Annotated in this window: 22 protein-coding genes; 12 read left to right on the forward strand and 10 right to left on the reverse strand. The window is 45.5% G+C overall.

The features are described from left to right. Window positions 1–56 precede the first annotated feature (56 nt). The gene (nagZ, locus tag ACOJRU_RS07245; RefSeq protein WP_421134348.1) at window positions 57–1073 is read left to right on the forward strand and encodes a beta-N-acetylhexosaminidase; all 1017 of its coding nucleotides are present in this window, start codon (window positions 57–59) and stop codon (window positions 1071–1073) included. Window positions 1074–1119: 46 nt separating this feature from the next. Here the strand turns inward: nagZ and ACOJRU_RS07250 are convergent, their stop codons facing one another. The 4 genes from ACOJRU_RS07250 to ACOJRU_RS07265 are packed head-to-tail and all read right to left on the reverse strand — an operon-like array spanning window position 1120 to window position 7281. Further along, window positions 1120–1635 carry a cob(I)yrinic acid a,c-diamide adenosyltransferase gene (locus tag ACOJRU_RS07250; protein ID WP_421134349.1) on the reverse strand — a complete coding sequence of 172 codons (516 nt, stop codon included), beginning with the start codon at window positions 1633–1635 and terminating at the stop codon, window positions 1120–1122. After that, the gene (locus ACOJRU_RS07255; RefSeq protein WP_421134350.1) at window positions 1632–3140 is read right to left on the reverse strand and encodes a CsiV family protein; all 1509 of its coding nucleotides are present in this window, start codon (window positions 3138–3140) and stop codon (window positions 1632–1634) included. Before ACOJRU_RS07255 ends, ACOJRU_RS07250 begins: the two co-directional genes overlap by 4 nt. A 1-nt stretch (window position 3141) precedes the next feature. Then, window positions 3142–6633 carry a transcription-repair coupling factor gene (mfd, locus tag ACOJRU_RS07260; protein WP_421134351.1) on the reverse strand — a complete coding sequence of 1164 codons (3492 nt, stop codon included), beginning with the start codon at window positions 6631–6633 and terminating at the stop codon, window positions 3142–3144. Between the two features lie 48 nt (window positions 6634–6681). Continuing rightward, on the reverse strand, window positions 6682–7281 hold the full coding sequence (locus ACOJRU_RS07265; protein WP_421134352.1) for a PilZ domain-containing protein: 600 nt from the start codon (window positions 7279–7281) through the stop codon (window positions 6682–6684). A 166-nt stretch (window positions 7282–7447) separates the two neighbouring features. On the opposite strand from ACOJRU_RS07265, the gene ACOJRU_RS07270 reads away from it, so the two are divergent. Both ACOJRU_RS07270 and ACOJRU_RS07275 read left to right on the forward strand, forming a co-directional pair. Further along, on the forward strand, window positions 7448–8662 hold the full coding sequence (locus ACOJRU_RS07270; RefSeq protein WP_421134353.1) for a lipoprotein-releasing ABC transporter permease subunit: 1215 nt from the start codon (window positions 7448–7450) through the stop codon (window positions 8660–8662). Between the two features lie 77 nt (window positions 8663–8739). After that, window positions 8740–9303, forward strand: coding sequence for a phosphoribosyltransferase (locus ACOJRU_RS07275; RefSeq protein ID WP_421134354.1), 564 nt, complete (start codon window positions 8740–8742; stop codon window positions 9301–9303). Between the two features lie 121 nt (window positions 9304–9424). Here ACOJRU_RS07275 and ACOJRU_RS07280 read toward each other — a convergent pair whose 3' ends face one another. The 3 genes from ACOJRU_RS07280 to ACOJRU_RS07290 form a co-directional block, all read right to left on the reverse strand. Then, window positions 9425–10027 (reverse strand): energy-coupling factor ABC transporter permease, encoded by a 603-nt coding sequence (locus ACOJRU_RS07280; RefSeq protein ID WP_421134739.1) that lies wholly within the window; start codon window positions 10025–10027, stop codon window positions 9425–9427. A gap of 57 nt (window positions 10028–10084) precedes the next feature. After that, the gene (xthA, locus tag ACOJRU_RS07285) at window positions 10085–10888 is read right to left on the reverse strand and encodes an exodeoxyribonuclease III (RefSeq protein ID WP_421134355.1); all 804 of its coding nucleotides are present in this window, start codon (window positions 10886–10888) and stop codon (window positions 10085–10087) included. Window positions 10889–11005: 117 nt separating this feature from the next. Next, on the reverse strand, window positions 11006–11650 hold the full coding sequence (locus ACOJRU_RS07290; protein WP_421134356.1) for a biliverdin-producing heme oxygenase: 645 nt from the start codon (window positions 11648–11650) through the stop codon (window positions 11006–11008). 151 nt (window positions 11651–11801) lie between these two features. Between ACOJRU_RS07290 and ACOJRU_RS07295 the strand changes: the two genes are divergently transcribed. Both ACOJRU_RS07295 and ACOJRU_RS07300 read left to right on the forward strand, forming a co-directional pair. Further along, on the forward strand, window positions 11802–12197 hold the full coding sequence (locus tag ACOJRU_RS07295; protein WP_421134357.1) for a DUF2750 domain-containing protein: 396 nt from the start codon (window positions 11802–11804) through the stop codon (window positions 12195–12197). Between the two features lie 39 nt (window positions 12198–12236). After that, window positions 12237–12632, forward strand: coding sequence for a SufE family protein (locus ACOJRU_RS07300; protein WP_421134358.1), 396 nt, complete (start codon window positions 12237–12239; stop codon window positions 12630–12632). Window positions 12633–12647: 15 nt separating this feature from the next. Here the strand turns inward: ACOJRU_RS07300 and ACOJRU_RS07305 are convergent, their stop codons facing one another. Continuing rightward, complete coding sequence (locus ACOJRU_RS07305; protein ID WP_421134359.1) at window positions 12648–13919, reverse strand: glycosyltransferase; 1272 nt, start codon at window positions 13917–13919, stop codon at window positions 12648–12650. Here ACOJRU_RS07305 and ACOJRU_RS07310 point away from each other — a divergent pair. Next, the gene (locus ACOJRU_RS07310; RefSeq protein ID WP_421134360.1) at window positions 13910–15007 is read left to right on the forward strand and encodes a 2-dehydropantoate 2-reductase; all 1098 of its coding nucleotides are present in this window, start codon (window positions 13910–13912) and stop codon (window positions 15005–15007) included. The genes ACOJRU_RS07305 and ACOJRU_RS07310 overlap by 10 nt on opposite strands. Before the next feature lie 272 nt (window positions 15008–15279). After that, a complete protein-coding gene (locus tag ACOJRU_RS07315; RefSeq protein WP_421134361.1) occupies window positions 15280–16125 on the forward strand; it encodes an HDOD domain-containing protein in 846 nt (281 codons plus the stop codon). Between the two features lie 34 nt (window positions 16126–16159). Here the strand turns inward: ACOJRU_RS07315 and ACOJRU_RS07320 are convergent, their stop codons facing one another. Further along, on the reverse strand, window positions 16160–16975 hold the full coding sequence (locus ACOJRU_RS07320; RefSeq protein WP_421134362.1) for an acyl-CoA thioesterase: 816 nt from the start codon (window positions 16973–16975) through the stop codon (window positions 16160–16162). Between the two features lie 169 nt (window positions 16976–17144). Here ACOJRU_RS07320 and ACOJRU_RS07325 point away from each other — a divergent pair, with 169 nt between their 5' ends. Together ACOJRU_RS07325 and ACOJRU_RS07330 are read left to right on the forward strand one after the other, a co-directional pair. Next, window positions 17145–18464 (forward strand): spinster family MFS transporter, encoded by a 1320-nt coding sequence (locus ACOJRU_RS07325; protein ID WP_421134363.1) that lies wholly within the window; start codon window positions 17145–17147, stop codon window positions 18462–18464. A 74-nt stretch (window positions 18465–18538) separates the two neighbouring features. After that, window positions 18539–19345 (forward strand): alpha/beta fold hydrolase, encoded by an 807-nt coding sequence (locus ACOJRU_RS07330; protein ID WP_421134364.1) that lies wholly within the window; start codon window positions 18539–18541, stop codon window positions 19343–19345. On the opposite strand, the gene glgC is transcribed toward ACOJRU_RS07330, so the two are convergent. Beyond that, window positions 19342–20622 carry a glucose-1-phosphate adenylyltransferase gene (gene glgC, locus ACOJRU_RS07335; protein WP_421134365.1) on the reverse strand — a complete coding sequence of 427 codons (1281 nt, stop codon included), beginning with the start codon at window positions 20620–20622 and terminating at the stop codon, window positions 19342–19344. The two genes, ACOJRU_RS07330 and glgC, sit on opposite strands and share 4 nt — an antisense overlap. A gap of 371 nt (window positions 20623–20993) precedes the next feature. On the opposite strand from glgC, the gene ACOJRU_RS07340 reads away from it, so the two are divergent. From ACOJRU_RS07340 to ACOJRU_RS07350, 3 genes are all read left to right on the forward strand, one after another. Beyond that, window positions 20994–21962, forward strand: coding sequence for a nucleoside hydrolase (locus ACOJRU_RS07340; protein ID WP_421134366.1), 969 nt, complete (start codon window positions 20994–20996; stop codon window positions 21960–21962). A 44-nt stretch (window positions 21963–22006) separates the two neighbouring features. Beyond that, window positions 22007–22540: an SRPBCC family protein gene (locus tag ACOJRU_RS07345; protein WP_421134367.1), complete on the forward strand. Its 534-nt coding sequence runs from the start codon at window positions 22007–22009 to the stop codon at window positions 22538–22540. Between the two features lie 394 nt (window positions 22541–22934). Then, a complete protein-coding gene (locus tag ACOJRU_RS07350; protein WP_421134368.1) occupies window positions 22935–24095 on the forward strand; it encodes an MFS transporter in 1161 nt (386 codons plus the stop codon). Window positions 24096–24172 lie beyond the last annotated feature (77 nt).

The following is a 24172-nucleotide window of genomic DNA, read 5'->3' on the forward strand; positions in this document are numbered from 1 at the left end:
CGGTTATGCACTTCTCGGTAGCGTTCAACACAAGACGTTATAGCAAGGAGTATCTGGTGGGACCATTGATGTTAGATTTTCAGGCCGAATTATTGTTGCCTGAAGAAAAAGAAAAATTAGCACATCCAACCGTTGGCGGTGTCATTTTATTTACGCGTAACTTTCACGATAAAGCACAACTGCGTGCATTGATTGCCGATGTTCGAAAGCATGCGCATTCACCATTACTCATCGCTGTTGATCATGAAGGCGGACGCGTACAACGTTTTAGAGATGGGTTTACACACCTCCCAGCAATGGGCGAGTTAACCGCATTAAGTGACAGTAAAGCAGATGCCTTATCGCTCTCAAAAGCATGCGGCGTGGTAATGGCCTACGAGCTAAAAATGATGGATATCGACTTTAGCTTTGCGCCTGTCCTTGATATCAATAATGTTTCACAGGTTATTGGCGATAGGGCATTTGGGTGTCACAGTGATGAGGTCATTCCTCTTGCTAATGCGCTGATTGATGGTTTACACGAGGGCAACATGCCTGCCATTGGAAAACATTTTCCTGGGCATGGTAGCGTTACCGCTGACTCTCATATAGCGCTTCCTGTTGATGAACGGTGTTTAGAAGACATAGCACGCGTTGATATGGCGGTGTTTAAATCGCTAATTGGCGACAATAAACTTGACGGCATTATGCCTGCACACGTTATCTATTCGTCTGTTTGCGATAAGCCAGCTGGTTTTTCACATCACTGGTTACGTTCGGTATTAAAAAAGCAGCTTGGGTTCAGTGGCGCCGTGTTTTCAGATGATTTATCGATGCACGGGGCGAGTGTTGCCGGTAACTATGTCGACAGAGCCCGAGCAGCACTGTCTGCCGGCTGTGATATGGTGTTAGCGTGCAATAATGAGAAAGGCGCTGAGGCTATCCTCGATGGGCTATCACACGATGAGGTGTCTGATGTTAAAACGAATTCGGCGCAAGCACTAATGCCATTGGCTAAGCGAACCCTCTCGATTAAGAAAGAAGCGTATTTGGCCTCGCAACAGCAGGTAATACGAGCACTCGACAAACGATGAAGATTCACGGTGCCCAGGCATTAAACAACTCGCTGTTTATTAACCCCTACACCGTAGTCTCTGCTATCCCCGCTTGTACATTTAAATAACGCGCAAAGGTAAATAGATAATCAGATAAGCGGTTAAGATAGGCGGGTACAACGCTTGGCACATCATGTTGCTTAGACAGCGTAATGACAGCGCGTTCGGCACGGCGACACACTGCTCTGCACACATGCCCTTGGGCGGCCGCTGTTGAGCCGCCAGGTAATATGAATTGTGTTTGAGGTGGCATTTTAGCGGTAAGCGTATCGATGTCCTCTTCTAACTTGTCGATATTACCTTGCGTAAGCGTCGAGCTTGCTGAAATAGCAAAGCCAGCTTGAAACAAATTGCGTTGAATATGATGTAACCCTTGTTGGTGCTCAACGTCAACCATAGCGGCAAGCAGGCCTATGTGGCTATTCAGTTCGTCAATGTCACCATAACTGTTAACGACCATGTCGTCTTTCTCAACACGTATCATCTCTTTTGCATAAATTTGTGTGCTGCCTTTATCGCCAGCACGTGTGTAAATTTTCATAATGATGGCTCTTCAGTGTCAGCGACCGGGCGTTGGTAGCGGTTGATAACGATGATCATGCCAAACAGCGGGTGATCGAAATAGTGCAGCTGTTTACTGATTACTCGTCTTTGTTCTTTGAATGGGATAGAAACAAGCTCGCGTTCGATGCGTGCTTGTGTTGTTTGTGCTGGTTGCATGCCCTCGGTAACCGCGTCGATATCGGCATCATCCTGAAACGGCTCACTTAATGGCATGCCGTCACGTTGATTATCGCTAGGCTCGTTAACAACCGGCAGCCTAAAGAAAACATTGTTGTCGATGTGTAGATAGGGCACGCGATTAATATATTTCAAAAAAACCTTAACTGTACCATCGAGCTCCCAAATAGGGGGGAGCATGGCGGTATCTCCCGCATTAACGGCATCGCGCGCTTCATTTTGGTTTCTTTCCAACCACATCACTTCTTGTAATGTTATATTGATATCAGATGAAGACGCCAACGCAATATTGTCAAAGATATCGGGTTCGATTGCTGTGATGGCTGATTGATCATTGTCATACGGCGCAGTGTCAAATGTCGCATTATTCGGCATCAATTGTCGTTCGCTTCCGTCACTATCAAAACGCTGCGAATAGTTTTTACCGGCGAAAAGCCTTACAGTGAAAGCATTATCTTTACCGAAAAAAACAGGTTGTCGCCACGTTACATGGGTCAAGCGCTCTAGGGCACGATTTTGCCTTATTTGTTTAGACAGTGAAGCGAGTGTTTGCTGCTCGCTGGACAACAAATGTGCATGGCTTGCTAGCGGCCAATCATGCCCTTCTATAGTGATAGGCAGCGATTGAGGTGAAGGCAGATTATTATCAACATGATTGGTAACAATAGTATTGTTTGCTACCGTCATCCACGGTTTCGTATCTTCACAATATGAAAACGTCGGCGCTTCGGGCATGTCCATATGACTTACGCCAAAAAAATGTAACCAATGATCGGCAATGGCATTCGCATCGGGGCCGATAACTGCTGGCGCTATTCCGGCGTCGTCATTCTGTAAAGCCAAAGTGTCGTTTTGATTGACTGTGGCGACGGGTGCAGGGAGAGGGGCGCTTTCTCGGCTTGTGGCGTCGTTGGCAGAGCCACCGTATACACCTTCAGCTTGTAAACTCACGGTATCTTCAGTTTGCGACAACGAAAGAGAAAGGAAGTCTACATCATATGGCGGGATATCAAATAAGGTCTCATTGGGCCACAGCTTGAGGCTGTGTTTAACCTCGTCGGCATTGCATACCGATAGGCCTTGTTTAAGCCAGCTTATCTCTGGGCTAATAATGGCACCAATTACATCGACGTCGGCATGTGGAGTGAGTAAGTCACTAGAGAGGTCAAAGCGCTCTTCAAGTTCAGATAGCGCAATATTGCGTTTAAACGCAATTACTTCAACATCAAACCACCATGCGTCATCTGCCTGAATGGGGAGCGTAAATAGCAGTGTTAACAGTGAACACCAGCGAACCAACCTCATGTTATCGCGACTCCTTTGCAAAATCGGCAATGATATCACTGATAAATGCCATTCTTTCTTTTGCGCTATCAGTTTGTTTAACAATACGTAACTTCTGACTACCTTCGAATTTAAACAGCTGCGGTTGCGTTTGCACCAGTTTAATGATGTAGCCGGGGTCGACACGTGTTGTCTGTGTAAACTCTATGGTACCGCCTTGTGCCGACAAGTCTACTTTTAGAATGCCAATGGCGTGTGCTTTTAATTTTAACTCAGCAATCTGAATGAGGTTTTTCGCCGGATCTGGCAATAACCCAAACCGGTCTATACATTCTACTTGGAACTCGTCAATATCGTCTTGCGATTTGCAACTGGCTAAGCGTTTGTATAGCGATAAGCGCATGTTTACATCGGCGATGTAATCGTCAGGTAGCAAGGCAGGTATGCGAAGCTCTATTTCGGTATGGCCTGATGTAGCATCTTCTAATGAGGGCTCTCGTCCTTCTTTTAATGCATTCACCGCGCGGTCGAGCATATCCATGTACAAGCTAAAGCCAATGCTGGCAATTTGGCCCGATTGGTCATCGCCGAGCAGTTCACCTGCGCCCCTAATTTCTAAATCGTGGGTCGCAAGTGCGAAACCTGCACCTAGATCTTCTAATTGGGCAATAGCGTCTAGGCGTTTGCCAGCATCTTTGGTCATTCGTTTGGGATGAGGGGTAAGCAAGTACGCGTAAGCTTGGTGGTGTGAACGGCCAACACGACCACGTAATTGATGCAATTGAGCCAAACCTAGATGGTCTGCTCTGTCCATGATGATGGTGTTTGCACTTGGTACATCAATGCCGGTTTCAATAATGGTCGTACATACGAGCACATTATAGCGTTGGTGATAAAAATCACTCATAACGGCTTCAAGCTCTCGCTCACGCATCTGACCATGACCAACAGCAATGCGTGCCTCGGGAACAATTTCAGCAATTTCTTCTGCTGTTCGGGCAATGCTGTCTACTTGGTTGTGCAGGAAGTAGACTTGGCCACCGCGCAATATTTCACGCATTATGGCTTCGCGAATTACGGCTTTGTTGCGCTGTTGCACAAACGTTTTTATAGACAATCGGCGCGCAGGTGCGGTGGCGATGATAGACAAGTCGCGCATACCCGACAGCGCCATATTTAAGGTTCTGGGAATCGGCGTAGCGGTAAGCGTAAGAATATCGACATCCGCCCGTAACGATTTTAACTTTTCTTTTTGACGCACACCGAAGCGGTGTTCTTCGTCAATAATGACCAAGCCGAGGTCTTTGTATTTAATGTCGCTAGACAGCAACTTATGGGTGCCAACGACAATGTCTACCTTGCCCTCACCAATCCTTTCGATGGTGTCTTTTTGGGTTTTGCCGCTGACAAATCGACTCATCACTTCTATCTCAAAAGCCCACGAGGCGAATCGGTCTTTGAAGTTTTCATAATGCTGCTGAGCAAGAAGGGTAGTGGGGACTAAGATAGCAACTTGCTTACCCTGATTAGCAGCAAGAAACGCAGCGCGCATTGCCACTTCAGTTTTGCCGAAGCCTACGTCACCACAAACAAGCCTGTCCATTGCCTGAGGGCTTCCCATGTCGTGCATCACGGCTGCAATGGCTTGCGCCTGGTCAGGGGTTTCTTCAAACGGAAAGCTGTCAGCAAATGCTTGGTAGTCTTCCCAGTTTATAGGATAAGCAAAGCCCGGTTTGGCTGCTCGGCGCGCGTACACATCCAGTAATTCGGCCGCCACGTCGCGTACTTTCTCCGCTGCTTTTTGCTTTGCTCTTGACCATGCATCGGACCCTAACGCATTTACCGGCGCGCTTTCAGCATCGCCTCCCGTGTATCGAGAGATTAAATGCAGTGATGCAACGGGGACATAAAGTTTCGACTGCTTGGCGTACTCAATACACAAGTATTCTGTTGCCACACCGCCAGCATCTAAGGTCTGAAGGCCAAGGTAACGCCCAACACCGTGGTCAAGGTGAACGACAGGCTGACCGATAGAAAGCTCAGCCAAGTTGCGTATGATGGCGCTTTCGTCGGTGGCTGTGCGCTTGTCTCGCAAGCGACGCTGGCTAACTTTGTGACCGAGAAGCTCCGTCTCAGTAATAAATAGCAGCTCACCTTCATTGGTTGTCCACCTGAAACTATGCTCGACCATGCCTACCGTAATGCCGACCGATTCATGACTTGCTAAAAAGTCATTAAATGTGTCAACCGGTGAGGGCTTAATGCCGGCCTTGCCAAGTACGGCGAGTAAACTCTCACGCCGGCCCTGTGTTTCGGCACAAAACAATACCTTAGCGCCACGCTCAAGGGCGTCGTTTACCGCAGTAATAAGTTGGGCTGCAGGTACTTTTTTCTGGGCGTTACTCGCAATATTTTCAAGTTTTTCACATTGAAGATTTACCGCACCTACCTTTTCTTCTAAAGGCTGCGCTTGAAGTGAGGCACGGGGCCATTGCTTAATAGATTGAAACAACTCATTAATAGGCAGAAAAAGCGTGTTAGGCGCAAGTAATGGGCGCGCTGGGTTGTAGCGGTGTTGTTCGTACCGTTCTTGTACGTCAGCCCAAAAGAACTCGCTGGCATCTTGTACATTACCGTGCAGTAATAACATACTTTGAGGATGCATATAGTCGAACAGTGTTGCGGTTTCTTCGAAAAATAAGGGCAGATAATACTCAACACCACTTGGCATTGTGCCTTTACTAATTTGTGCAAACACCGACTCTGACGCATTATTGGCGTCAAAATGTTCCAAAAACTGTTGTCGAAACAGATTTAACGCCGCTTTATCGGTGGGAAATTCTCTAGCAGGCAGCAGTCTTATTTTATCAACTGCTTCACCAGAGCGTTGTGTCTCGGTATCAAAAAACCGTATTGAATCAATTTCATCGTCAAACAAATCGATTCTGAAAGGCTTATCACTGCCCATTGGGAAAAGGTCGATGATACTACCGCGAACAGAAAACTCGCTGTGACTCATCACCTGGCTGACATGCAAATAACCGGCTTGTTCAAGATTTCGTCTAAACTGATCTCTGTCTAGTGTATCGCCTTTATTCAGCATCAGAAGATACTTCGCCAAGTAATCGGTAGGCGCGAGACGTTGCATCAACGTATTAACAGGTACAATAAAAATACCGTTTTGTTGCTGTGTAAAACGATAAAGGGTTTCTAATCGTTGCGAAATGATGTCCTGATGCACTGAGAACGTATCATAGGGCAAGGTTTCCCAGTCAGGAAAGAGCGTAATAGGCACATTGCTAGATGGCATGAAAAAGGCTAATTCTTTTTCTAGCTTCATTGCGGATGGCGTATCGGCCGTAATCAAAACAATTGGGCCATCATACTGCGCCTGGGCCTGACTAATGCATAAGGCCGCGCTGCTGCCTTGCAATTGTCCCCACTGTTTGTGATCTTGTGATGAGGCGTCTTTCTTTTTTGCCGGTAAGGGCAATGATAATAAGGTCGCTGTCATGATTTCCTGTAACGTTATCGTTTTATTTTACGCATTAATGTTATTGGCTTACGCACCCGACTTTTTATCTTTAGCACGTTTTCGTAACTGCTGAGTTTGAATATGTAAACTAGCGCGCACCAGTAGCTCTTGGTCTTGCTCTCTTATCGAGCTGAAGATAAACGCGACCTCGAAGGCGGCATCCTTTTTTTCGCAGCTTATGACTTCACCGAAACAAAAGATGGCTGCGGCTTCTTGGTCAAGAAACAATTTAAGCTCGGCTTTGTCGCCAATGTTCATCTCTGAATCGCTTGATATAACAATACCGCCGCCGCCGAATGTAACGGTTTGAAAACGAAAATCAGCTTCGTCTTGCTGGTGCAAGATAAACGACATCATTAAATCAATTTTACGCGCCTGATGATTCAAGTAATCAGCCAATGATTCAGCATGATCGCTCAAATGCCGCAATGGCCGAAGTGCCTGCGCTTCAATCGTTGCCATTTCGCTGGCAATTTTAAACGCGTAGGGCATTACATCCTCAATCGATGACTCATCAGGAATGCTGGCACTCGCGGGAAGAATCTTAGCGTTTACATTAATACTGTGATTAATGGAAAAGTATTCATCAAACTGCGCTTTTTTTTGTTCTAAGCTTAAATTTTCCACATTATTCTCCCGCCACTTAATCTTGTGCGGCCAGTAGCTTACACGTAGTATACGCACTTTACTATTTTGGGTTTACTCCGTCACCACTCTATTATGGAATGTTGTTGATGTTTATACATGTCACGACACCTATCAATTGAGAATGCGTGCGGTAACAGATGGTGTCATGGCTTTTCCTCTTTCTGCTTTTATCGCTTTTCGTTATGCCAAAGCCGGTCGTGCGACATTGGCCGGGCAAAACAGCTTTGTTTCTTTTATAAATCGCTTTTCGGTCGCAGGTATTGCGTTGGGGCTCATGTCATTAATCATTGTGATTTCTGTCATGAACGGATTTGAAGGGCAACTCAAGCAACGAATTTTGGGCATTGTCCCGCACATTATCATCAACGAACCGGACTGGACTGCCGACACCACCGTGCTTCCAGGGGTCGAAGCAGATATGCGCTACCGTGAGGCTGAAGGTGTCGTTCAATCCAAAAAGGAGCTTCGCGGCGTACAGGTGCATGGCGTTAGTCCAAACGTTATGAGCGAACACACCATGGTGGCGAACCGATTAGAACAAGGTGCGTTTACTCATCTAACTGAGGGAAGTTTTAACGCCGTTATCGGCCGAGCACTCGCGGTCCAACTTGAAGCACGTATGGGCGACAAATTAAGGTTGATGGTTACGGGGGCGAGCGTTTATACGCCGTTTGGGCGTATGCCCAGCCAGCGCCTGATTACTGTGGCGGGTATTTTTGACATGGGCTCACAAGTTGACGATAAGGTTGTCTATCTCAACCGCTATGATGTGAATCGTTTACTTCGAGACCCCAAGGGCAGTGGCGAATCTCGCCGTCTTTTTCTATCAGATGCATTTAATTATCAAGATACGTTGTCAGTGTTAAATGAGAGTGGGGCATCGACCAATACATGGCGAGAGCGGCAAGGGCCGTTATTCGATGCTGTAAAAATGGAGAAGAACATGATGTTTCTTATGCTGCTCCTCATTATTGCGGTAGCGGCGTTCAACATCGTTTCTGCATTAGTGATGGTGGTATCAGAAAAGCAGGGCGATATCGCAGTACTTCAGACGCAAGGTATGGTGCCTGCTGCAATAATGTGGATATTTGTGCTGAATGGACTATTTAACGGATTGAAAGGGGCACTAATTGGCCTCGTTACTGGTCTTTTTGTGGCGTATTTCCTTAATGATATGCTCGCGTTTTTTAATGCGCCTATTTCACTGTCTGCAGATGGTCGAGGCCTACCTATCGAAATTGATTTGTTGCAAATAATGTTAGTGGCGCTGTTGTCACTTTTGTTGTGTGTGCTTGCAAGCATCTACCCTGCAATGCGTGCAATGCGAATACAGCCTTCAATGGCGTTGCAAAACGAGTGAAACAAGCAAATTGCCGTGCAAAAGTGTAGGAAATTCACTATACTCCCGGTCTTTTATACATTGGCCAGTGAGACGTCATGAACAAGAATTTTATTACTTCACAATCGCTATTACAGGATTCCTTTCGCTTGGCAGCAAAAGTATATGAAGATGGCTTTCGTCCAGACTTTATAATCGGTATTTGGCGTGGTGGCGCTCCAATCGGTATCGCTGTACAAGAATTTTTCGAATTTAAAAATATGCCAACCGACCATATTGCGGTTCGTACCTCTTCTTATTACGGCATAAATCAGCAGTCTAAAGAAATTCGTGTTCATGGCTTACATTATCTTGTAGAGAATGCGAATGCCGGTGACAAGCTGCTTATTGTTGATGATGTGTTCGACTCTGGGCGAAGTGTTGAAGCATTAATTAATCAAATTAATAAGTTGATGCGCTTAAATATGCCAAAAGATATTCGTATCGCATGTCCTTGGTATAAGCCGCAAAATAACAAAACACAAATAACGCCTGATTATTACTGTAACGAAAGTGATGAATGGCTAGTATTTCCGCATGAAATTGCAGGGCTTTCAGAGGAAGAGATTAGAGCGGGCAAGGGAGAGCTTGCTGACGTCATCGACATTTTATTTGATAAGTAACCTACTTGTTGTAAAAAAAACCGTGTTTATCACGGTTTTTTTTGCGATTGAAATAGAGTAAATACGACGATGAACGTGTGCGTTTCACGCTATGTTATTAACGTTTAGCCCTAAAGTGGCGCTATTTATCTAAATAAAACTTATCGTGAAAGGTGTACATCCATGTAGGTTGGTAAATCACCAATACCGTAACAATCATGCCGCTTAAAAACGCTTCTGGGAATACCATCAGGGGGATAAGCAATAAGTAATTATCAACGATAATATTCCAGCTGTACGTGCCCTCAATATAATAATAGGCGCCTAAAGCGAGTGTTTTTAGCGCGATAGCAACAGCACCGGTGAAAAATGCACACACAAAGAGGTATACAAATAAATGTCGGGGCATGTGGTGAAATGACACCATGTAAACCAAGTAGGTGACAAGAATGGGAAGGGTGATGGCGAGAAGCCCATTAATACCAAACATATCCCACGTTGTGTAGCCGGCGAACGTGGCGCCCGCCAACGTTATGGTCGCAGTGATCAGTGCATACCGAAACCCTAACATTAACGTTATGATGGTGAGCCCGAGTATATGAACATCGAGCCCGTCAAATATACCCGCTCGAAATAACCAAAGCCCAAACAACGCCGCCGCGCTCCCGAATACAAGATGTTGTTGATGTTTGTCTTTCACTAATGCCCGTAGGTCGAGCGCGCGTAAAACACCCACGACGACCAACGCAAACAAAATCAAACTAACCCCTTGTAGCTGAGTCAAAACGCCTCCTAAATTACCTTAGTAAGTTGCCCAGATAGGTGCATGATCAGACGGTTTTTCAATGCCTCTCAATTCGTAATCAATCCCAGCGTCTTTAAGTTGTTCGTGAAGTGACGGCGTGGCAAGGATCAAATCGATACGTAACCCTCTGTTGTCGTTAAATCCCTTAGAGCGATAGTCAAACCACGAGTACCTATCATCTACCGTAGGGTTTAATGCCCGGTAGCTATCAGTAAATCCCCATGCCAAGAGTGTGTTGAGCCATGTCCTCTCTTCAGGTAAGAAACTGCATTTACCGGTTCTTAACCAACGTTTTTTGTTTTCTTCACCAATGCCGATGTCTAAATCAGTTTGAGAGATATTGACATCACCCATTACGATGATGTTTTCATCCTCGGTATGGTATGTATCAAGATAGGTCATTAAATCTTGATAGAACTTTCGCTTCGCTGGATATTTGGTCTCATGTTTTTCATTTTCACCTTGAGGAAAATACCCGTTTAGTACGGTAACTGGATCACCCTTATCATTTGTGGTTTTCAAAATAATCATCCGACGTTGGGCGTCATCGTCGTCGGTAGGGAAGCCATACGTTATGGCCGTGGGTTCTTTTTTAGCGAGGAATGCAACACCATAATGGCTTTTTTGGCCGTGATAATAGACGTGGTAACCCATCGCCTCGACGGCTTCAACTGGAAACTGTTCATTATGCACTTTTATTTCCTGAAGACCGATAATGTCAGGGTTATGTGCGTCGATAAGTGCTTGAAGCTGATGCAAACGGGCGCGAATGCCGTTTATATTAAAAGAGATTACTTTCATGTTAGCGTCTGTTTAAAAATTATGGTTAAGATAATATCAAATTCGTCACAGCGCAGACACTACCCAAGTATAAATAGTTCGCGCCGTGTGAGATGCCTACTACTATCGTAAAGGTGGTTATAGCGTAGCCGGTTTAGGCGCACTAGAGGCATCGTTGCAGTGCACTGATGCCTGCGCTTTTCCTAACCTGATAAGATAGTCAAACCATCGATTTGCGTCATCTACTATGCGAGTAACGGCGCTATGCTCATGGGTAAGCAGCGACGAGGCTTGCTGCTTGAATACCGTCCAGTTTCTCGCACATTGTGACATCGAGGTGTAATAGTCTACTGGAAGAGCAACACGCTGCTGGCTTATGCGCCTAACAATAATATTCGCCCCCATAGACGACCCTAGCCACACGTATATGCCTGCTATAATGGCGCTTTGCTGGGAATTAAACTGAGGTAACGTTACCGATTTGATATCCTCGGATGCTAACGTTGATACACTGAGCGCGGCTAAATCGTTGTTGAGCGCACGATTTATGCTTGGTTCGTTAATCAGTGTAAGTAAGTTAACGAGCGACGAAGTTGACTGTACTGCAGTCGACAAATAATCGAAACATGCAGTATGGAATTGTGCCATTACGCTAATCACGTTTGCATAAGCAGCAGTGTCTACATGCGTCATATCGTTGAACATGACGAACGGAGAGGTCGATTCAAGTTCACTATGTTTGTGGTGGGTATCAGCCTTTAAAGCAACAAAAAGGTTATGCATAGTCTTCCATTTAATGTATCCACAAGAATCTTGGGCTGTGTGTGGCAATAATAGCAAGGAATAGCAAAATACCAAACGATTACCGTTGTGAACGGTTGGTGAGGCGCACGACAACGGGTATACTGCAAAAAAATTTTTTGAGGGTAAAATTGTGTTCCCCAGCACTGTAACAGAAAAACTAAATGACGCCATTATTAACCAAGCGCTTGGCCTATCAGCAGAAGAAAGGCAAGAGCTTGTTATCAGCTATGCTGAAAAAGCCAACGAAATTTGGGTTGTCCAAGGCGCCGAGGGCTTTATCATGCTAGAGGATAACGACTCGGTTAGACTTCCGTTGTTTCCTCATCACGATCTCGCGTTACGTTTTGTCGATGAAAATGGCATAACCGGCACATGCGTTAGCATCCCACTTGATGAATTCACTGCTACTTGGTTACCAGGGCTTGAAACTAACGGCGTAGAGCTTGTGATGTTCCCCACAAAAAGTGACGCTGAAAACCTTGTTATGACAGCCAACGATTTGGCTGCTGAATTTAAAGGCGAATAGTGTTTGTATGCACTACGTTATCCTTAGCGGCGGTGTTTAATGAATAACGACGAATTCCTCCCACTTGCTCTCGCGCTTTGTAATGCGCGAGGCTGGGATGACTTTACCCGAACGCTTATGCTCGCGGGTAAGCATCTATCGGTGATGCCCGAAGCATATCGTACCGAGGTTAATCATATAGATGGTTGTGAGAGCGCGGTATGGTTGGCACGTGTCGATGATGGCAGCGAGCCTGTCATCATGGCGTATTCACCCAGTAAGATAGTCCGAGGGGTCTTGGCTGTTTTACTAGAGAAAGCAAACCAATTGCCTGAAGACGCGCGGCGAGACTTTGATTTCAGTGCATATCTAATCGCCTGCCAGCTGTCCCGCTATCTAAGTGAATCTCGTGGCAATGGGATTAAGCATGTGGTAAACGCACTGTCTAAAATGTAGGCCATGCGTTTACTGCTATTTGTTCTTCTCTTCAATCCACTGAGACATATATTTTGTTGCACTGAGGGTGTGGTGCCACAACATCGCTTGTAAAAAAAGCGACTGTCGGTGCGTTGTAACATTAGCGAGTAAAAGGCTTAGGTGTTTATTTAGCGTCGATGCACGTGCAGACTGCCCAAACGCTTGCAAGACATCGGCGCCCTTGTCAGATGCGCTTTTCCAGTGTTTTTCATCAGTACAAAGCTGATGGGCATATGCAGCATACCTATCAGTCGATGCACAGATTGCGCCTCCCCAATGTTCATGGCTCTCATCTGCAGCGAGTATTCCTTCAGCCCCAATCCATGTTGTTAATGTTGGTGTGCCACATCGCATGGCATCTAAAAGTTTGCCTTTGATGCCAGCCCCAAAACGTAAAGGGGCGATAAGCAATTTCGCATGCTTAATCACATCAAAGGCATCGTCTGCCCAACCTTCAACATAAAAGCCTTGTTTTGGGTTATGCAATTGGGTGGCTTTCTTGGGAGGGTAGGCGCCATAAATATGCAGTGAGGTGTCTGGGAGTTTTTTTCTAATGGCTGGCCAAATGGTTTGTTTAAGTTGGAGGACTGCATCCCAGTTAGGAGCATGTCTAAAATTACCGATGGTAACAATGTTCTTTCTTTCGCTGAACGCAGGGATATCAGTTAACGGTGCGCCAGCTCTTAACGGAAAGTAAAACAGTTGTTGCGAAGGAACATTATAAAAATCAGTAAGCAGAGCGTGTTCTGCTAGTGATATTATCAGGGTAATATCACTTCGCAGTATCGCTGCTATTTCCCGCTGAGCGAGTAACGACATGTTATCTGCCTGTTGCGCATCTCCGGTCGTTTTTACTGCGTCATGTCGTGCTTGGCGCAAGCTATGCAGGTCTTCGGTGTTTAAAATTCGTAATGCATTGGGGCATTGTGTTTTCACTCGCCAAGAAAACTGTTCTTCGGTCATATACCGGTCAAAAACAACGAGGTCTGGCATCAGCGCGCTTATCTGTTCGTCAAAAGTGCTGCAATTTAGTGATACCGGCTGAACATTCACTCCTAAAGATTCTAAGTCAACCTTATGAATACTATCGCTTGCGGCTGTCATAAACGTGACGTCAGCGCCTGATGCCATAAAGTCGGTGATAAGCGCCATCATATTTTGGCCCGCCGCAGAAGAGTTGGGCTCGGGCCATACATATCCAATTATTGCAACGCGAGAGCCTGCAAGTAGCGGCGTTGCGTCATGAGGTAAACTTGATGAGGGCATGGTTGACATCACTAAATAAAGGTGTTCATTTAAAGCGCGAGATAGTAGCACACAGAGCAATAAAGAAAATGAAACACTGTATTTTTGGTAGTGGCCTGATTGGAAGTTATATCGGTAGCGTAATGCGGCTTAATGGTGCCGATGTGACGTTTGTTGCGCGCGGACCCTGGAAAGCCAGGTTACAGGGGGCATTAATACTGTCTGACTATAAGCAAAATCGCGTGGCTTGTGAACCGAGTGACAAGCCTCATGCTGCAGAGGGAGAGTGTTTCGATATTGTATGGTTGACGGTAAAGTGTACCGCGCTTGACTCGATAACGGATGCATTACGCGACGTGATATCTGCCAATACGCTTATTGTCTGTTGTCAAAATGGTGTAGGGAGCCATTCTATTATTCAAACGCATTTTCCTGACAATAAGGTTATCCGCGCAATGGTGCCGTTCAATGTTGTATTGATTGACGAGAACCGCCTCCACAAAGGGTCCGAAGGGACGCTGATTATCGAAGATAGCGCTGACGGCGCGATGAATAGCGTTTTTCTGAGAGTGCTTAGCCATGCGTTGTGCGACGTGTCGTTAAGTGAGGATATAGAGGCGGTACAATGGGCAAAGTTACAGCTTAACTTAGGCAATGGTGTAAATGCACTTGCGAACTTACCCGTAAAGTCGATGTTAGCGCAACGTGGATATCGACGTGTTATTGCGCTGCTTATGGAGGAGTTATTAGCCGTATGTGAACAGGCCGGCGTCACGCTCCCCAAAGTGGCCAAATTACCGGGTAAATGGTTACCCCACTTTTTACGCCTGCCAAACTGGTTATTCAAGCGCGCGGCGAAGCAGATGTTAGAGATTGATCCCGAAGTAAAAACCTCAATGTGGTGGGACTTAAACGGTCGAGGTGACACGGAAAAAAATTACCTCTACGGTGCGGTAATTGAAAAAGCACGCGGATTAGGTGTGTCAACCCCCGTTAATGAGACTATACTTTTACTTATTACTGAGGCGGAAGCTGAAAAAAAGGCCTCGCTGTCTTACACAAGCTGGTCAGCAGATGATTTGTTAAAGAGAGTAAACCAAAAGGCGTAACAAACCGTTACAAATTAGGATTGTTACATTTCCGTTTCATTACAGATAATATAGCTTCGTAACTCTTTGATATGGCGAAAAGGTCTACTTATTGCTAATACGCGCAAGGTTGACGTAGCACTAATAAGATTCTATAAGAGTTAATGAAGTGGCAGTGTGATGTAAACCGTAAACATTCGCCCTTAATGATATGTTGCAAAAGGATGTGCCCAACACCTGGTGTGTTGTTAACTACCACGTAGTTTTTGGTAATTTCCGGAGTAATCACGTAAATGAACGTAAAAGACATCGCAGAGAAAGCCAGTTCGTTATTTGTGCTGCCTGAGTCGGTCACAAGGCTCAAAGCATGCATGGATGATCAAGCCTCAAGTATTGATGATATCTCAGAAGTCATAGCCTTTGACCCATCGCTTGCCACACAGTTGCTTCGCGTCGCTAATTCGGCGTTGTATCGGTTTCCTAACAAGATAGACACGATAACAAGGGCCGTTCAGGTAGTGGGTACCCGTTCGACGTATGATTTGGCATTAGCTTACGGCGTTAGCCATGCTTTTGATGAAATGGATGGGCAGGAGGTAGATCTCGATAAGTTCTGGGAACAAAGTGTGTCTTGCGGTTTATTAGCAAAATACTTTTCAGACAGGCAAAACCTCAGAGAGCCCGAGCGCCTTTTTGTGGCTGGGTTGCTTCATAATATTGGTGAGTTAATTGTCGTTTCACTGTTCCCTGAGCATGCACAGCGCTGCGCAAACTTTAATACTCGCGTGACACCTGCAGAACTGCAACAAGGTGTATTAGGCTTCACTTACAGTGAGTTGTCTGCCAAGGTTATCGAGAATTGGGGTATCCCATCGACAATTTTTGAGCCAATCGAGTGCATACACCATAAAGACAGTGATAGCGATTCTATTGAATGTAAAATTTTACAGCTCTCTTATGTACTTGCATTGGACAATGTTAACCCTGACATCTACCCGAGTTATCACAACCTTCAACCACAACTGCATGAAAAGCTTTCGCTAGAGCATGAAGATTTAGAAGACGCGCTAGATGTGACTAACCTGCAATGCATATCGGTAATATCTTTGTTTAACCCCAATTCGTTTATGCTGTATTAAAAAAAGCGCATCAGCGCTTTTTTTATTGTGAACGTTAGTCAAATACCGCAACGGTTTGCCTACTTAGGGCGATGACCTCGTTATCTTTGTCCCAGATTGTTGCTTCAGTGTGCCCGTAACCATCTGCCGCTTGGCGAGTATGCGCTTTGTAAGCAAACCAATCTGACGGTGACACTTCCTTATGGGGGTGGATAAATTCTAGGTTCCAACTTACCGTGCTTGCCGGCGCTGGAAACTTCATCATCTGCAACAGTGTGGGCGGCCATGCGTCTATCATGGTGATGATATGTGCGTCTGATATTGTTGCCGGCGGATGCTTGAAGCGCATAAAGCCATGGTAGTGGCTGTCCTTCTTACGCGTAAATGGTACACCACCTGAATCTATAGATAAGTCGAAATACCGTAAAAACTTGGGAGTGACTTTTGGGATTTGGGGGATAAACTTTGCTTTTGCAGGGTTGGGCATTTTATGCGAATCGGTATTATCGACCTGAATACCTGACTGTCGACCAATCCCAAAACACGCCTGAGAAAATACACAACTTTTTCCGTTCTGTTTAGCGTGCGCAATGTATTGAGATACGTTTTTACCTTCACGCAGTAAGGTTACTTCGATAGTGAATGGCGTATCGAGTGCCAATGGTCCAACAAAATTTGTTGTGAAAGAGCGCAACACACGCGAGTCACTTACTTTTTGTCTTATGGCGCTATATAACATGCCCGCAGATATTCCCCCAAACGCTGTGCGGCCTTGGCCCCATGTCTTGGGAATGACCACATTAGTTACGTTCCACTGAGAATCGGATTGTGCCTCGAGAGGCGGCAAGTTGAGTAATTCGTCTACCGTCATAATGCTTGTCTGGTCTGATGAGTTTATGTGTGAATATCGTACCTTAACCTACAAGGAACAGAAAGCGTGGCCTAACATTTTTCGTTATGTTTACAAATAAGTAACAATTAGTTGTTATTGTTTTTAACATGCGGATAGACTGAAGGCTACTTAACTACTAAGGACCAATATGGCGCAATCACAGGTTGACACTTCAGCGACAGAGCATGGTGGCGCATCAAGAAGCTATCGAAACTATGTGCTGTTTATTCTCACGCTTGTCTACGCATTTAATTTCATCGACAGACAAATTATCGGCATTCTTTCTCCGTTTATAAAAGCAGACCTTGGCTTAGATGATGCACAACTTGGATGGTTGAAAGGCGTTTACTTTGCATTGCTCTACACCATAGTGGGTATTCCCATCGCATGGCTAGCAGACCGTTACAGCCGAGTAAATATTATAGCGGTGTCATTAACGCTATGGAGTGGCTTTACCGCATTGTCAGGCGCAGCGACAAACTTTACACAATTAGCACTGGCGCGCATTGGCGTAGGTATTGGTGAAGCGGGTGGTAGTCCACCGTCTCATAGTATTATTTCGGATTTATTCCCAAAAGAAAAACGCGCAAACGCGCTTGCGATTTATTCACTGGGCATCCCGTTTGGCATCATGTTAGCGTTTTTTGCGTCAGCGTTTTTCCTACAGGGTGGTTCTGCTGATTGGCGTACGGTAATGATTAGCGTGGGCTTACCAGGCGTCATTCTTGCGCTGCTTTTGAAGTTTACGGTCAAAGAACCGTCTCGAACAATAAATGAACAAGACGATCCTGCCGTAAAACCAAGCGTCAAAACATCGCTGAAAACATTGCTTAAAATTCCTACGTGGTGGGGAATGGCGTTGGGGATCTCTTTTGGCTCATTCGGTAATTACGCGATATCGACTTGGATAATAGATTACTATGTCAGAGCTTTCCCTGGCCTTGATATTACTCAGCTGTTAGTGGCGTTTGGTATCATTAATGGTACGGCATATGCCCTGGGCGTTTGGCTAGGCGGGTTTATTGCAGATAGGTGGGGTAAGCGCAATAAAAAAGCCTACGCACTGCTTCCTGCCTTCGCACTTATTATTGGTGTTCCAGCATTTTACTTCTCGCTGCAAGTGCAAAGCGCATGGTTGTCTATTGGGCTGATGACCTTTTTGCTATTTACAAGCGGTTCATACTTAGGGCCTAGTTTTGCAATGGCGCAAACGTTGGCGCCGATAAACGTACGCGCTATGTCTACGGCCTTGTTCTTCTTTGTGCTAAACATTATCGCGCTGGGTGGAGGCCCTACATTAACCGGCATTATCAGCCAGGCTTTAGTGCCTTCGTTAGGCGAGGTAGAGGCGCTACGTCAGGCATTACTTTACTTGCTAATACCTTATGGTTTGTCAATTGTCGTTTTCTTATGGACGAGTACAAAAATCGTCAAAGATTGGGAGATGGCAGAGGCACGAGGGCTATAGTAAACTCGCCCCCTTAGCAAACAACAAAGGCTGGGATAACCAGCCTTTTTATTTTTCAAAAGGAGCGATTACTTTTGACGACGGAATTAAGCTTTCACTTTGCTCATGCAAATGGTTTTCCAGCTAGCGCTTACAAAACAGTTTTCTCTGCGCTGCCTAAGTCGTTCCATCGATTACATGTTGAGCGATTTGGCCATGAACCTGCTATGCCTATTAATGGTAACTGGCGAAATCAAATACATGAAATGATAAACCACATTGAAAAGCACAATACTGATGAACGCGGAGTCTACGCAGTAGGCCATTCATTCGGTGCGGTCGTTTCTTTTATGGCGGCTTGTGAGCGACCGTCGCTGTTTAGAGGGCTTATCCTTTTTGACCCACCGCTTGTATTAGGGCCACTGAGTCAATTTTTTAGACTCGCTAAGTACACGCCACTAATTAATAAACTCACTCCAGCGAAGCTTGCAGATACCAGAAATACCCAATGGCCTGTTAACACAAATATGGAAGCGTATTTTCATAGCAAAGCATTGTTTAAGAATATGGACCCTCGGTGTGTAAGAGACTATGTTAACGCAGTTACGAAGCAAACAGATAAGCACATATCGCTTACGTTCAGGGCCGATGTTGAGGCGAATATCTTTCGAAATATTCCACACAATCTCTCAAAATATCGCGGTAAACTTCAATGTCCAGCGGTTATTGTAACGGGGCAGCAAAGTAACGTGTGTAAACCAGAGATGGTAAAGCGGTTATGTGCTCAAAATGCTATTGAGCACACAACGCTGGAGGGCGGGCATATGTTTCCACTAGAACACCCTGACGTAGTGGCTGATTTTATTACCAGAACACTACGTCAGTGGGAACAGCGTTCTTAACCACGTGAAGGGCTGAGGCCACCGACAGGCTGGCCCAGCATTTCTCTGGTAACTAATACAACGCCTTTTTCAGAGACTCTAAATCCGCGCGCTCTGTCTTCGTCATGATTGTAACCAATAACCGTACCTTCGGGGATTACACACCCACGGTCGATAATTACCTTGCGCAGCTTACAGTGTCGCATTATCTCAACGTCAGGAAGAATAACGGCATCTTCGATTGTTCCGTACGAATGAACCCTTACGTTTGAGAAGCAAATAGATGCGCGCAATGTAGAGCCGGATATAATACAGCCTCCTGACACCACCGAATTAAATGCTTCTCCACGCCTGTCATGATCTTCCCATACAAATTTGGCTGGAGGAAGTTGCTCTTGATAGGTCCATATTGGCCATTTTCTGTCATAAAGATTTAATTGTGGCACGGGAGCGACCATCTCCATGTTCGCTTCCCAGAATGAATCAACCGTACCTACATCACGCCAGTACGCGCCATCACCGCCACTGCTTTCAAATGGAAATGCATAAACAAGGTGGTCTTTGATAATCGATGGAATAATGTCTTTTCCGAAATCCCGTTGAGAGCCAGATGTTTCAGCGTCTCGTCGTAATTGTTCGAATAAAAACTCTGTATCGAATACGTAATTACCCATAGAGGCGAGGCAACGCGTGTCATCACCAGGCAGCGGAGCAGGGTGCTCTGGTTTTTCCTCGAAGCCATTGATACGGAAGTTTTCATCAACCGACATGACGCCAAATGCGCCTGCCGCTTCTTCAATAGGTACCGACATGCAGGATACTGTCATTTTCGCGCCGCTTTCAACGTGGCGAGCTAGCATATCGCCGTAATCCATTCGGTAAATGTGATCGCCTGATAAAATCATGACGTATTTCGGCAGTTCATCTCGAATGATGTCGATATTTTGAAATACAGCGTCGGCCGTTCCTTCGTACCAGTTGTCAGAAAAGCGTTGTGATGCGGGTAGAATTTCGACCGACTCACCCAGTTCTTTTTTAAAATGTCCCCAGCCTCGCACTAAGTGTCTGATAAGAGAGTGCGATTTATATTGCGTTACTACACCAATTCGTCTTATTCCCGAATTTACGCAATTTGATAATGGAAAATCGATGATCCTAAACTTACCGCCGAAATACAGTGCAGGTTTCGCTCGCCATGTCGTTAATTCATGTAATCTAGAGCCTTTACCACCCGCAAGTATTAGCGCATAAGTGTCTCGAGTAAGGTTACTTATGTAACGAGAACTGGTATCTGCCATTTCTGGAAACTCCTTGTGTAGACGTATAAGAGGTGCACAACTTTATTATGCTTTAAGCAACGTTGTGTTGGTGTAAGTAGCGCAAGAAGGCTGCCTTGGTATCAATACTTTGTGGTAACCTAATCCCATACTACACAAGAATAAATGGAAAAACATGGCGAATTTGCATACGTATGTAAAAAACATACGTATATCGGTAATTTTTTATTTGGCGGCAGCCGTAGCAGTATGCGACCCATAAACTCAGCTTATTAGAAAAGTTGAGCGCGTCAACAACATCGCATGATGTTTTATGTTGAGTGTGAAAATATATACGCTCAGTCAACAGTCTCGCTTGCGCACGCAGCAATATCACAAGGAGTGCAACCATAGTGTCTACAACAACAAAGGTCATTTTTGACCACGATGGAGGTATCGACGACCTCTTATCTTTGCTTCTCTTATTACGCTTACCTTCAATTGATGTCATTGGTGTGACAATTACCCCTGCCGATTGTTATCCAGACGATGCATTGAAAAGTACCCGAAAGTTACTTGTGTTGACCGGGAATACTCATATCCCCGTTTGTGTTGGAAACAAATATGGTCAGAACCCATTTCCCCCTGAGTGGCGAGCACAACCTAAAATGTGTCATGCACTCCCGTTAATGTTAAGAACCCCCCATGATGTCGTTCAGGTTAGTGAGATGCCAGCCCATGAATGGATTGCAGAAACCCTTGTGAATAGACAAGATCAGGTGACGGTGCTGATGACAGGCCCAGCAACTAACTTAACCGAAGCGTACACGTTACAACCAACGATAAAATCATCTATCGAGAAAGTGATATGGATGGGCGGTGCCATCGATGTTAAAGGTAATGTTGCGATGCACGACCATAATGGTAGTGCAGAATGGAACGCTTACTGGGATCCAACGGCAACGCATTCGCTAGTACACAGCGGGTTAAATGTGCTGCTCGTGCCATTAGATGCCACGAATGCATTGCCAGTTGATTGGTCATTTTTAACGGCACTAGCCAGCGCAAATACACCAGTTTCCGACCTGGCAGGTCAGTTTTGGGCGGCAACCGTTACAGCAATACCATCGTATGAGTTTACGTATTTCCTATGGGATATTTTGTCTACTTGCATGGTATCGCTGCCTGATGAGAAGTGTGTCATTACCCGCGGGTGTGTAACGGTAGGCACGACTACTCCCAACGCAGGCCAGACCATGCGAGACAGTGCTGGTGCCTCGATTTCTTGGGTTGAAAGTGTTGATGCTGATTACGTGCGGCAGATGGTAATACATTATCTAAGTGGTAATTTTTCCGATTCACCAGTGCCATTTGTTAATTAAATGTTATATATTCCCGAGGGTGAGCGTTCACCCTAGGAGATTAAATGTCTGTATTAAAAAAACTTCTTGTAATCATTGGACTTGTTTTGGCTGTCTTTGTTTTAGTCGGCTTCGTGTTACCAAAAGAATATTCAGTGCAGCGTAGTGTCGTTATATCTGCTGAACCTTCAGAGGTTTATCCCAATATTGTTGACTTAAGAAAATGGTCAAAATGGGGAGTATGGTTCAAGCGCGATCCGGATATGGTTTTATCTTATTCAGGTCCTGACCGTGCTATCGGCATGCGCTCAGAGTGGAAAAGTATCTCCGAAGGCAATGGAGAGATGGAGATCACGCAATTAGAACATAACAAGCGCGTAGTATATCGCTTGTATTTCCCTGATTTTGATATGGGGTCAACGGGCGAGGTTGAATTGCAAGAGACCGACAGCGGAACAAGAGTAACATGGCGTGATGAAGGTGCTGTAGGTAACAATCCATTAGACCGATACTTTGTCCTCATGATGGACGATATGATAGGGCCCGACTTTGAACTAGGGCTGGAAAACCTAAAAACGGTGACCGAAAACAAAGGTTAGTAATACGGAAAGGGCATCGGGCTAGGGTTAAAAACACAGACGGTGATTAGCACGTTTTTGTCTTGTTTATAAACGGTAAAAGACGGTTTATATTCTGTGACAACACTCACGCAGGTGCCTACCGATTTGATCCCCTCACATCTACATAACGTAAAACGTGGTCTATCAATCTGGTGGAAATGCTTTCTAAAAGGCGTCTGTACGTAACATGCACCTGTATATGACGTTTGCTTTAGCCGCACGTTGTGACTGCCAAATAAGCAAAAATTAATAGCGACTTTGTGATTTCCTTAACACGTTGACGCGTCGATAGTTGGCATCAATGCCGACGCGAAAAATGGCGAGCACAGAAAAATAACCAATAACGGGCATATCCTTAACTACGGACACTACTATGTCAGGTAAACAGCGTCAGCTTATCTTAGGGTTAGCGTTTAACAAGCTAGCCGATTTACTTGCTTCTGCTAAGACAACCCTTCCAGCACTGTTGATAGCGATGGGGGCACCTGCATGGATGATAGGTTGGCTGGTGCCTATTCGAGAATCTGGCGCGCTCCTTCCACAGGCTCTTATTGGCGTTTACTTGCGCAAACACACGGCGAGGCATCATGTATGGCGTGTTGGTATGGCGGTTCAAATATCAGCGGTATCGACCATGTTTGCCGCTGCGCTCTTGTTCAAAGGTATTGTCGCTGGCGCAATAGTAATAGGGGCGCTTGTATTTTTGAGTATAGGCCGTTCGGCGTGCTCGCTTACCGTGAAAGACATGGAAGCGGACGTTGCTGAAAAAGGGTCGCGGGGACGGTTAGTAGGAATAGCATCAACCGCATCGGGTGTCATGACACTGCTATTTGCCGCGCCAATGGTCTATTTTCAAGACGCGCTACAAGACTATGCGCTTTATGCACTATTAGGCGCCGCAATCTTTGCTTTTTCCGTTACCTTTGTTTGCATGTTATCGCTTAAAACATACGTAAGTGTCGACGGCGATAGTAATGAAAAGGGCGGGGGATGGCATTTCGATAGCGTTGTTTACAAGTTTATTTTTGTTCGTGGTTTGTTCGTTCATTCAGCCCTCGTGGCACCTTACTTCATGCTTGAAAGCGGTGAAAATGCAACAAGGCTACTGCCGTTTTATATTGCGGCACAGGCGCTGGCTACCTTGTTGTCCTCTTTTGTGTGGGGTAAAGTGGCTGATAAAAGCGCCACGCTAACCTTGCGCTTAGCTGGCAGTATGGCGCTACTGGCATGTGTCGGTTTGCTGGTGATTGGCGCTGACACATTATGGGTTTCAGCATCGCTATTCTTTGTGTTATCGGTTGCACATGCGGGGGTAAGAACGGGCAGAAAAACGTACAGCTTAGACGTAAAAGAGGGACAAAAAAGAACAGAGCTCGTTGGCTTTTCTAATACTGCAATTGGGTTGATTCTACTGGCGTTTGGTGCGCTTTACGCGGGGTTATCCGCATTTATTACCTTTTCGGTGGTTTATATTATGGCATCTGTTCTCGTGGTGGCCATCGCAGCAACGTGGTGTTTACCCAAAGAAAAATAAACCAATCGACATAAACGCAATAACGACACGGCGCTTTAAAAAAAAGATGCCACATAAGCGTGGCATCTTTTCTATCC

It is taken from the genome of Alteromonas algae (assembly GCF_049117195.1).
Taxonomy (GTDB): Bacteria; Pseudomonadota; Gammaproteobacteria; order Enterobacterales; family Alteromonadaceae; genus Alteromonas.

What these genes read in the sequence shown, in the direction of transcription:
- ACOJRU_RS07350 (WP_421134368.1), top strand. Translation starts at nt 22,935, where the DNA reads ATGTCAGGTAAACAGCGTCAGCTTATCTTAGGGTTAGCGTTTAACAAG.
- ACOJRU_RS07325 (WP_421134363.1), top strand. Translation starts at nt 17,145, where the DNA reads ATGGCGCAATCACAGGTTGACACTTCAGCGACAGAGCATGGTGGCGCA.
- ACOJRU_RS07345 (WP_421134367.1), top strand. Translation starts at nt 22,007, where the DNA reads ATGTCTGTATTAAAAAAACTTCTTGTAATCATTGGACTTGTTTTGGCT.
- mfd (WP_421134351.1), bottom strand. Translation starts at nt 6,633, where the DNA reads ATGACAGCGACCTTATTATCATTGCCCTTACCGGCAAAAAAGAAAGAC.
- ACOJRU_RS07310 (WP_421134360.1), top strand. Translation starts at nt 13,910, where the DNA reads ATGAGGGCATGGTTGACATCACTAAATAAAGGTGTTCATTTAAAGCGC.
- xthA (WP_421134355.1), bottom strand. Translation starts at nt 10,888, where the DNA reads ATGAAAGTAATCTCTTTTAATATAAACGGCATTCGCGCCCGTTTGCAT.
- ACOJRU_RS07305 (WP_421134359.1), bottom strand. Translation starts at nt 13,919, where the DNA reads ATGCCCTCATCAAGTTTACCTCATGACGCAACGCCGCTACTTGCAGGC.
- ACOJRU_RS07320 (WP_421134362.1), bottom strand. Translation starts at nt 16,975, where the DNA reads ATGACGGTAGACGAATTACTCAACTTGCCGCCTCTCGAGGCACAATCC.
- ACOJRU_RS07275 (WP_421134354.1), top strand. Translation starts at nt 8,740, where the DNA reads ATGAACAAGAATTTTATTACTTCACAATCGCTATTACAGGATTCCTTT.
- ACOJRU_RS07290 (WP_421134356.1), bottom strand. Translation starts at nt 11,650, where the DNA reads ATGCATAACCTTTTTGTTGCTTTAAAGGCTGATACCCACCACAAACAT.
- ACOJRU_RS07255 (WP_421134350.1), bottom strand. Translation starts at nt 3,140, where the DNA reads ATGAGGTTGGTTCGCTGGTGTTCACTGTTAACACTGCTATTTACGCTC.
- glgC (WP_421134365.1), bottom strand. Translation starts at nt 20,622, where the DNA reads ATGGCAGATACCAGTTCTCGTTACATAAGTAACCTTACTCGAGACACT.
- ACOJRU_RS07300 (WP_421134358.1), top strand. Translation starts at nt 12,237, where the DNA reads ATGAATAACGACGAATTCCTCCCACTTGCTCTCGCGCTTTGTAATGCG.
- ACOJRU_RS07270 (WP_421134353.1), top strand. Translation starts at nt 7,448, where the DNA reads ATGGCTTTTCCTCTTTCTGCTTTTATCGCTTTTCGTTATGCCAAAGCC.
- ACOJRU_RS07250 (WP_421134349.1), bottom strand. Translation starts at nt 1,635, where the DNA reads ATGAAAATTTACACACGTGCTGGCGATAAAGGCAGCACACAAATTTAT.
- ACOJRU_RS07315 (WP_421134361.1), top strand. Translation starts at nt 15,280, where the DNA reads ATGAACGTAAAAGACATCGCAGAGAAAGCCAGTTCGTTATTTGTGCTG.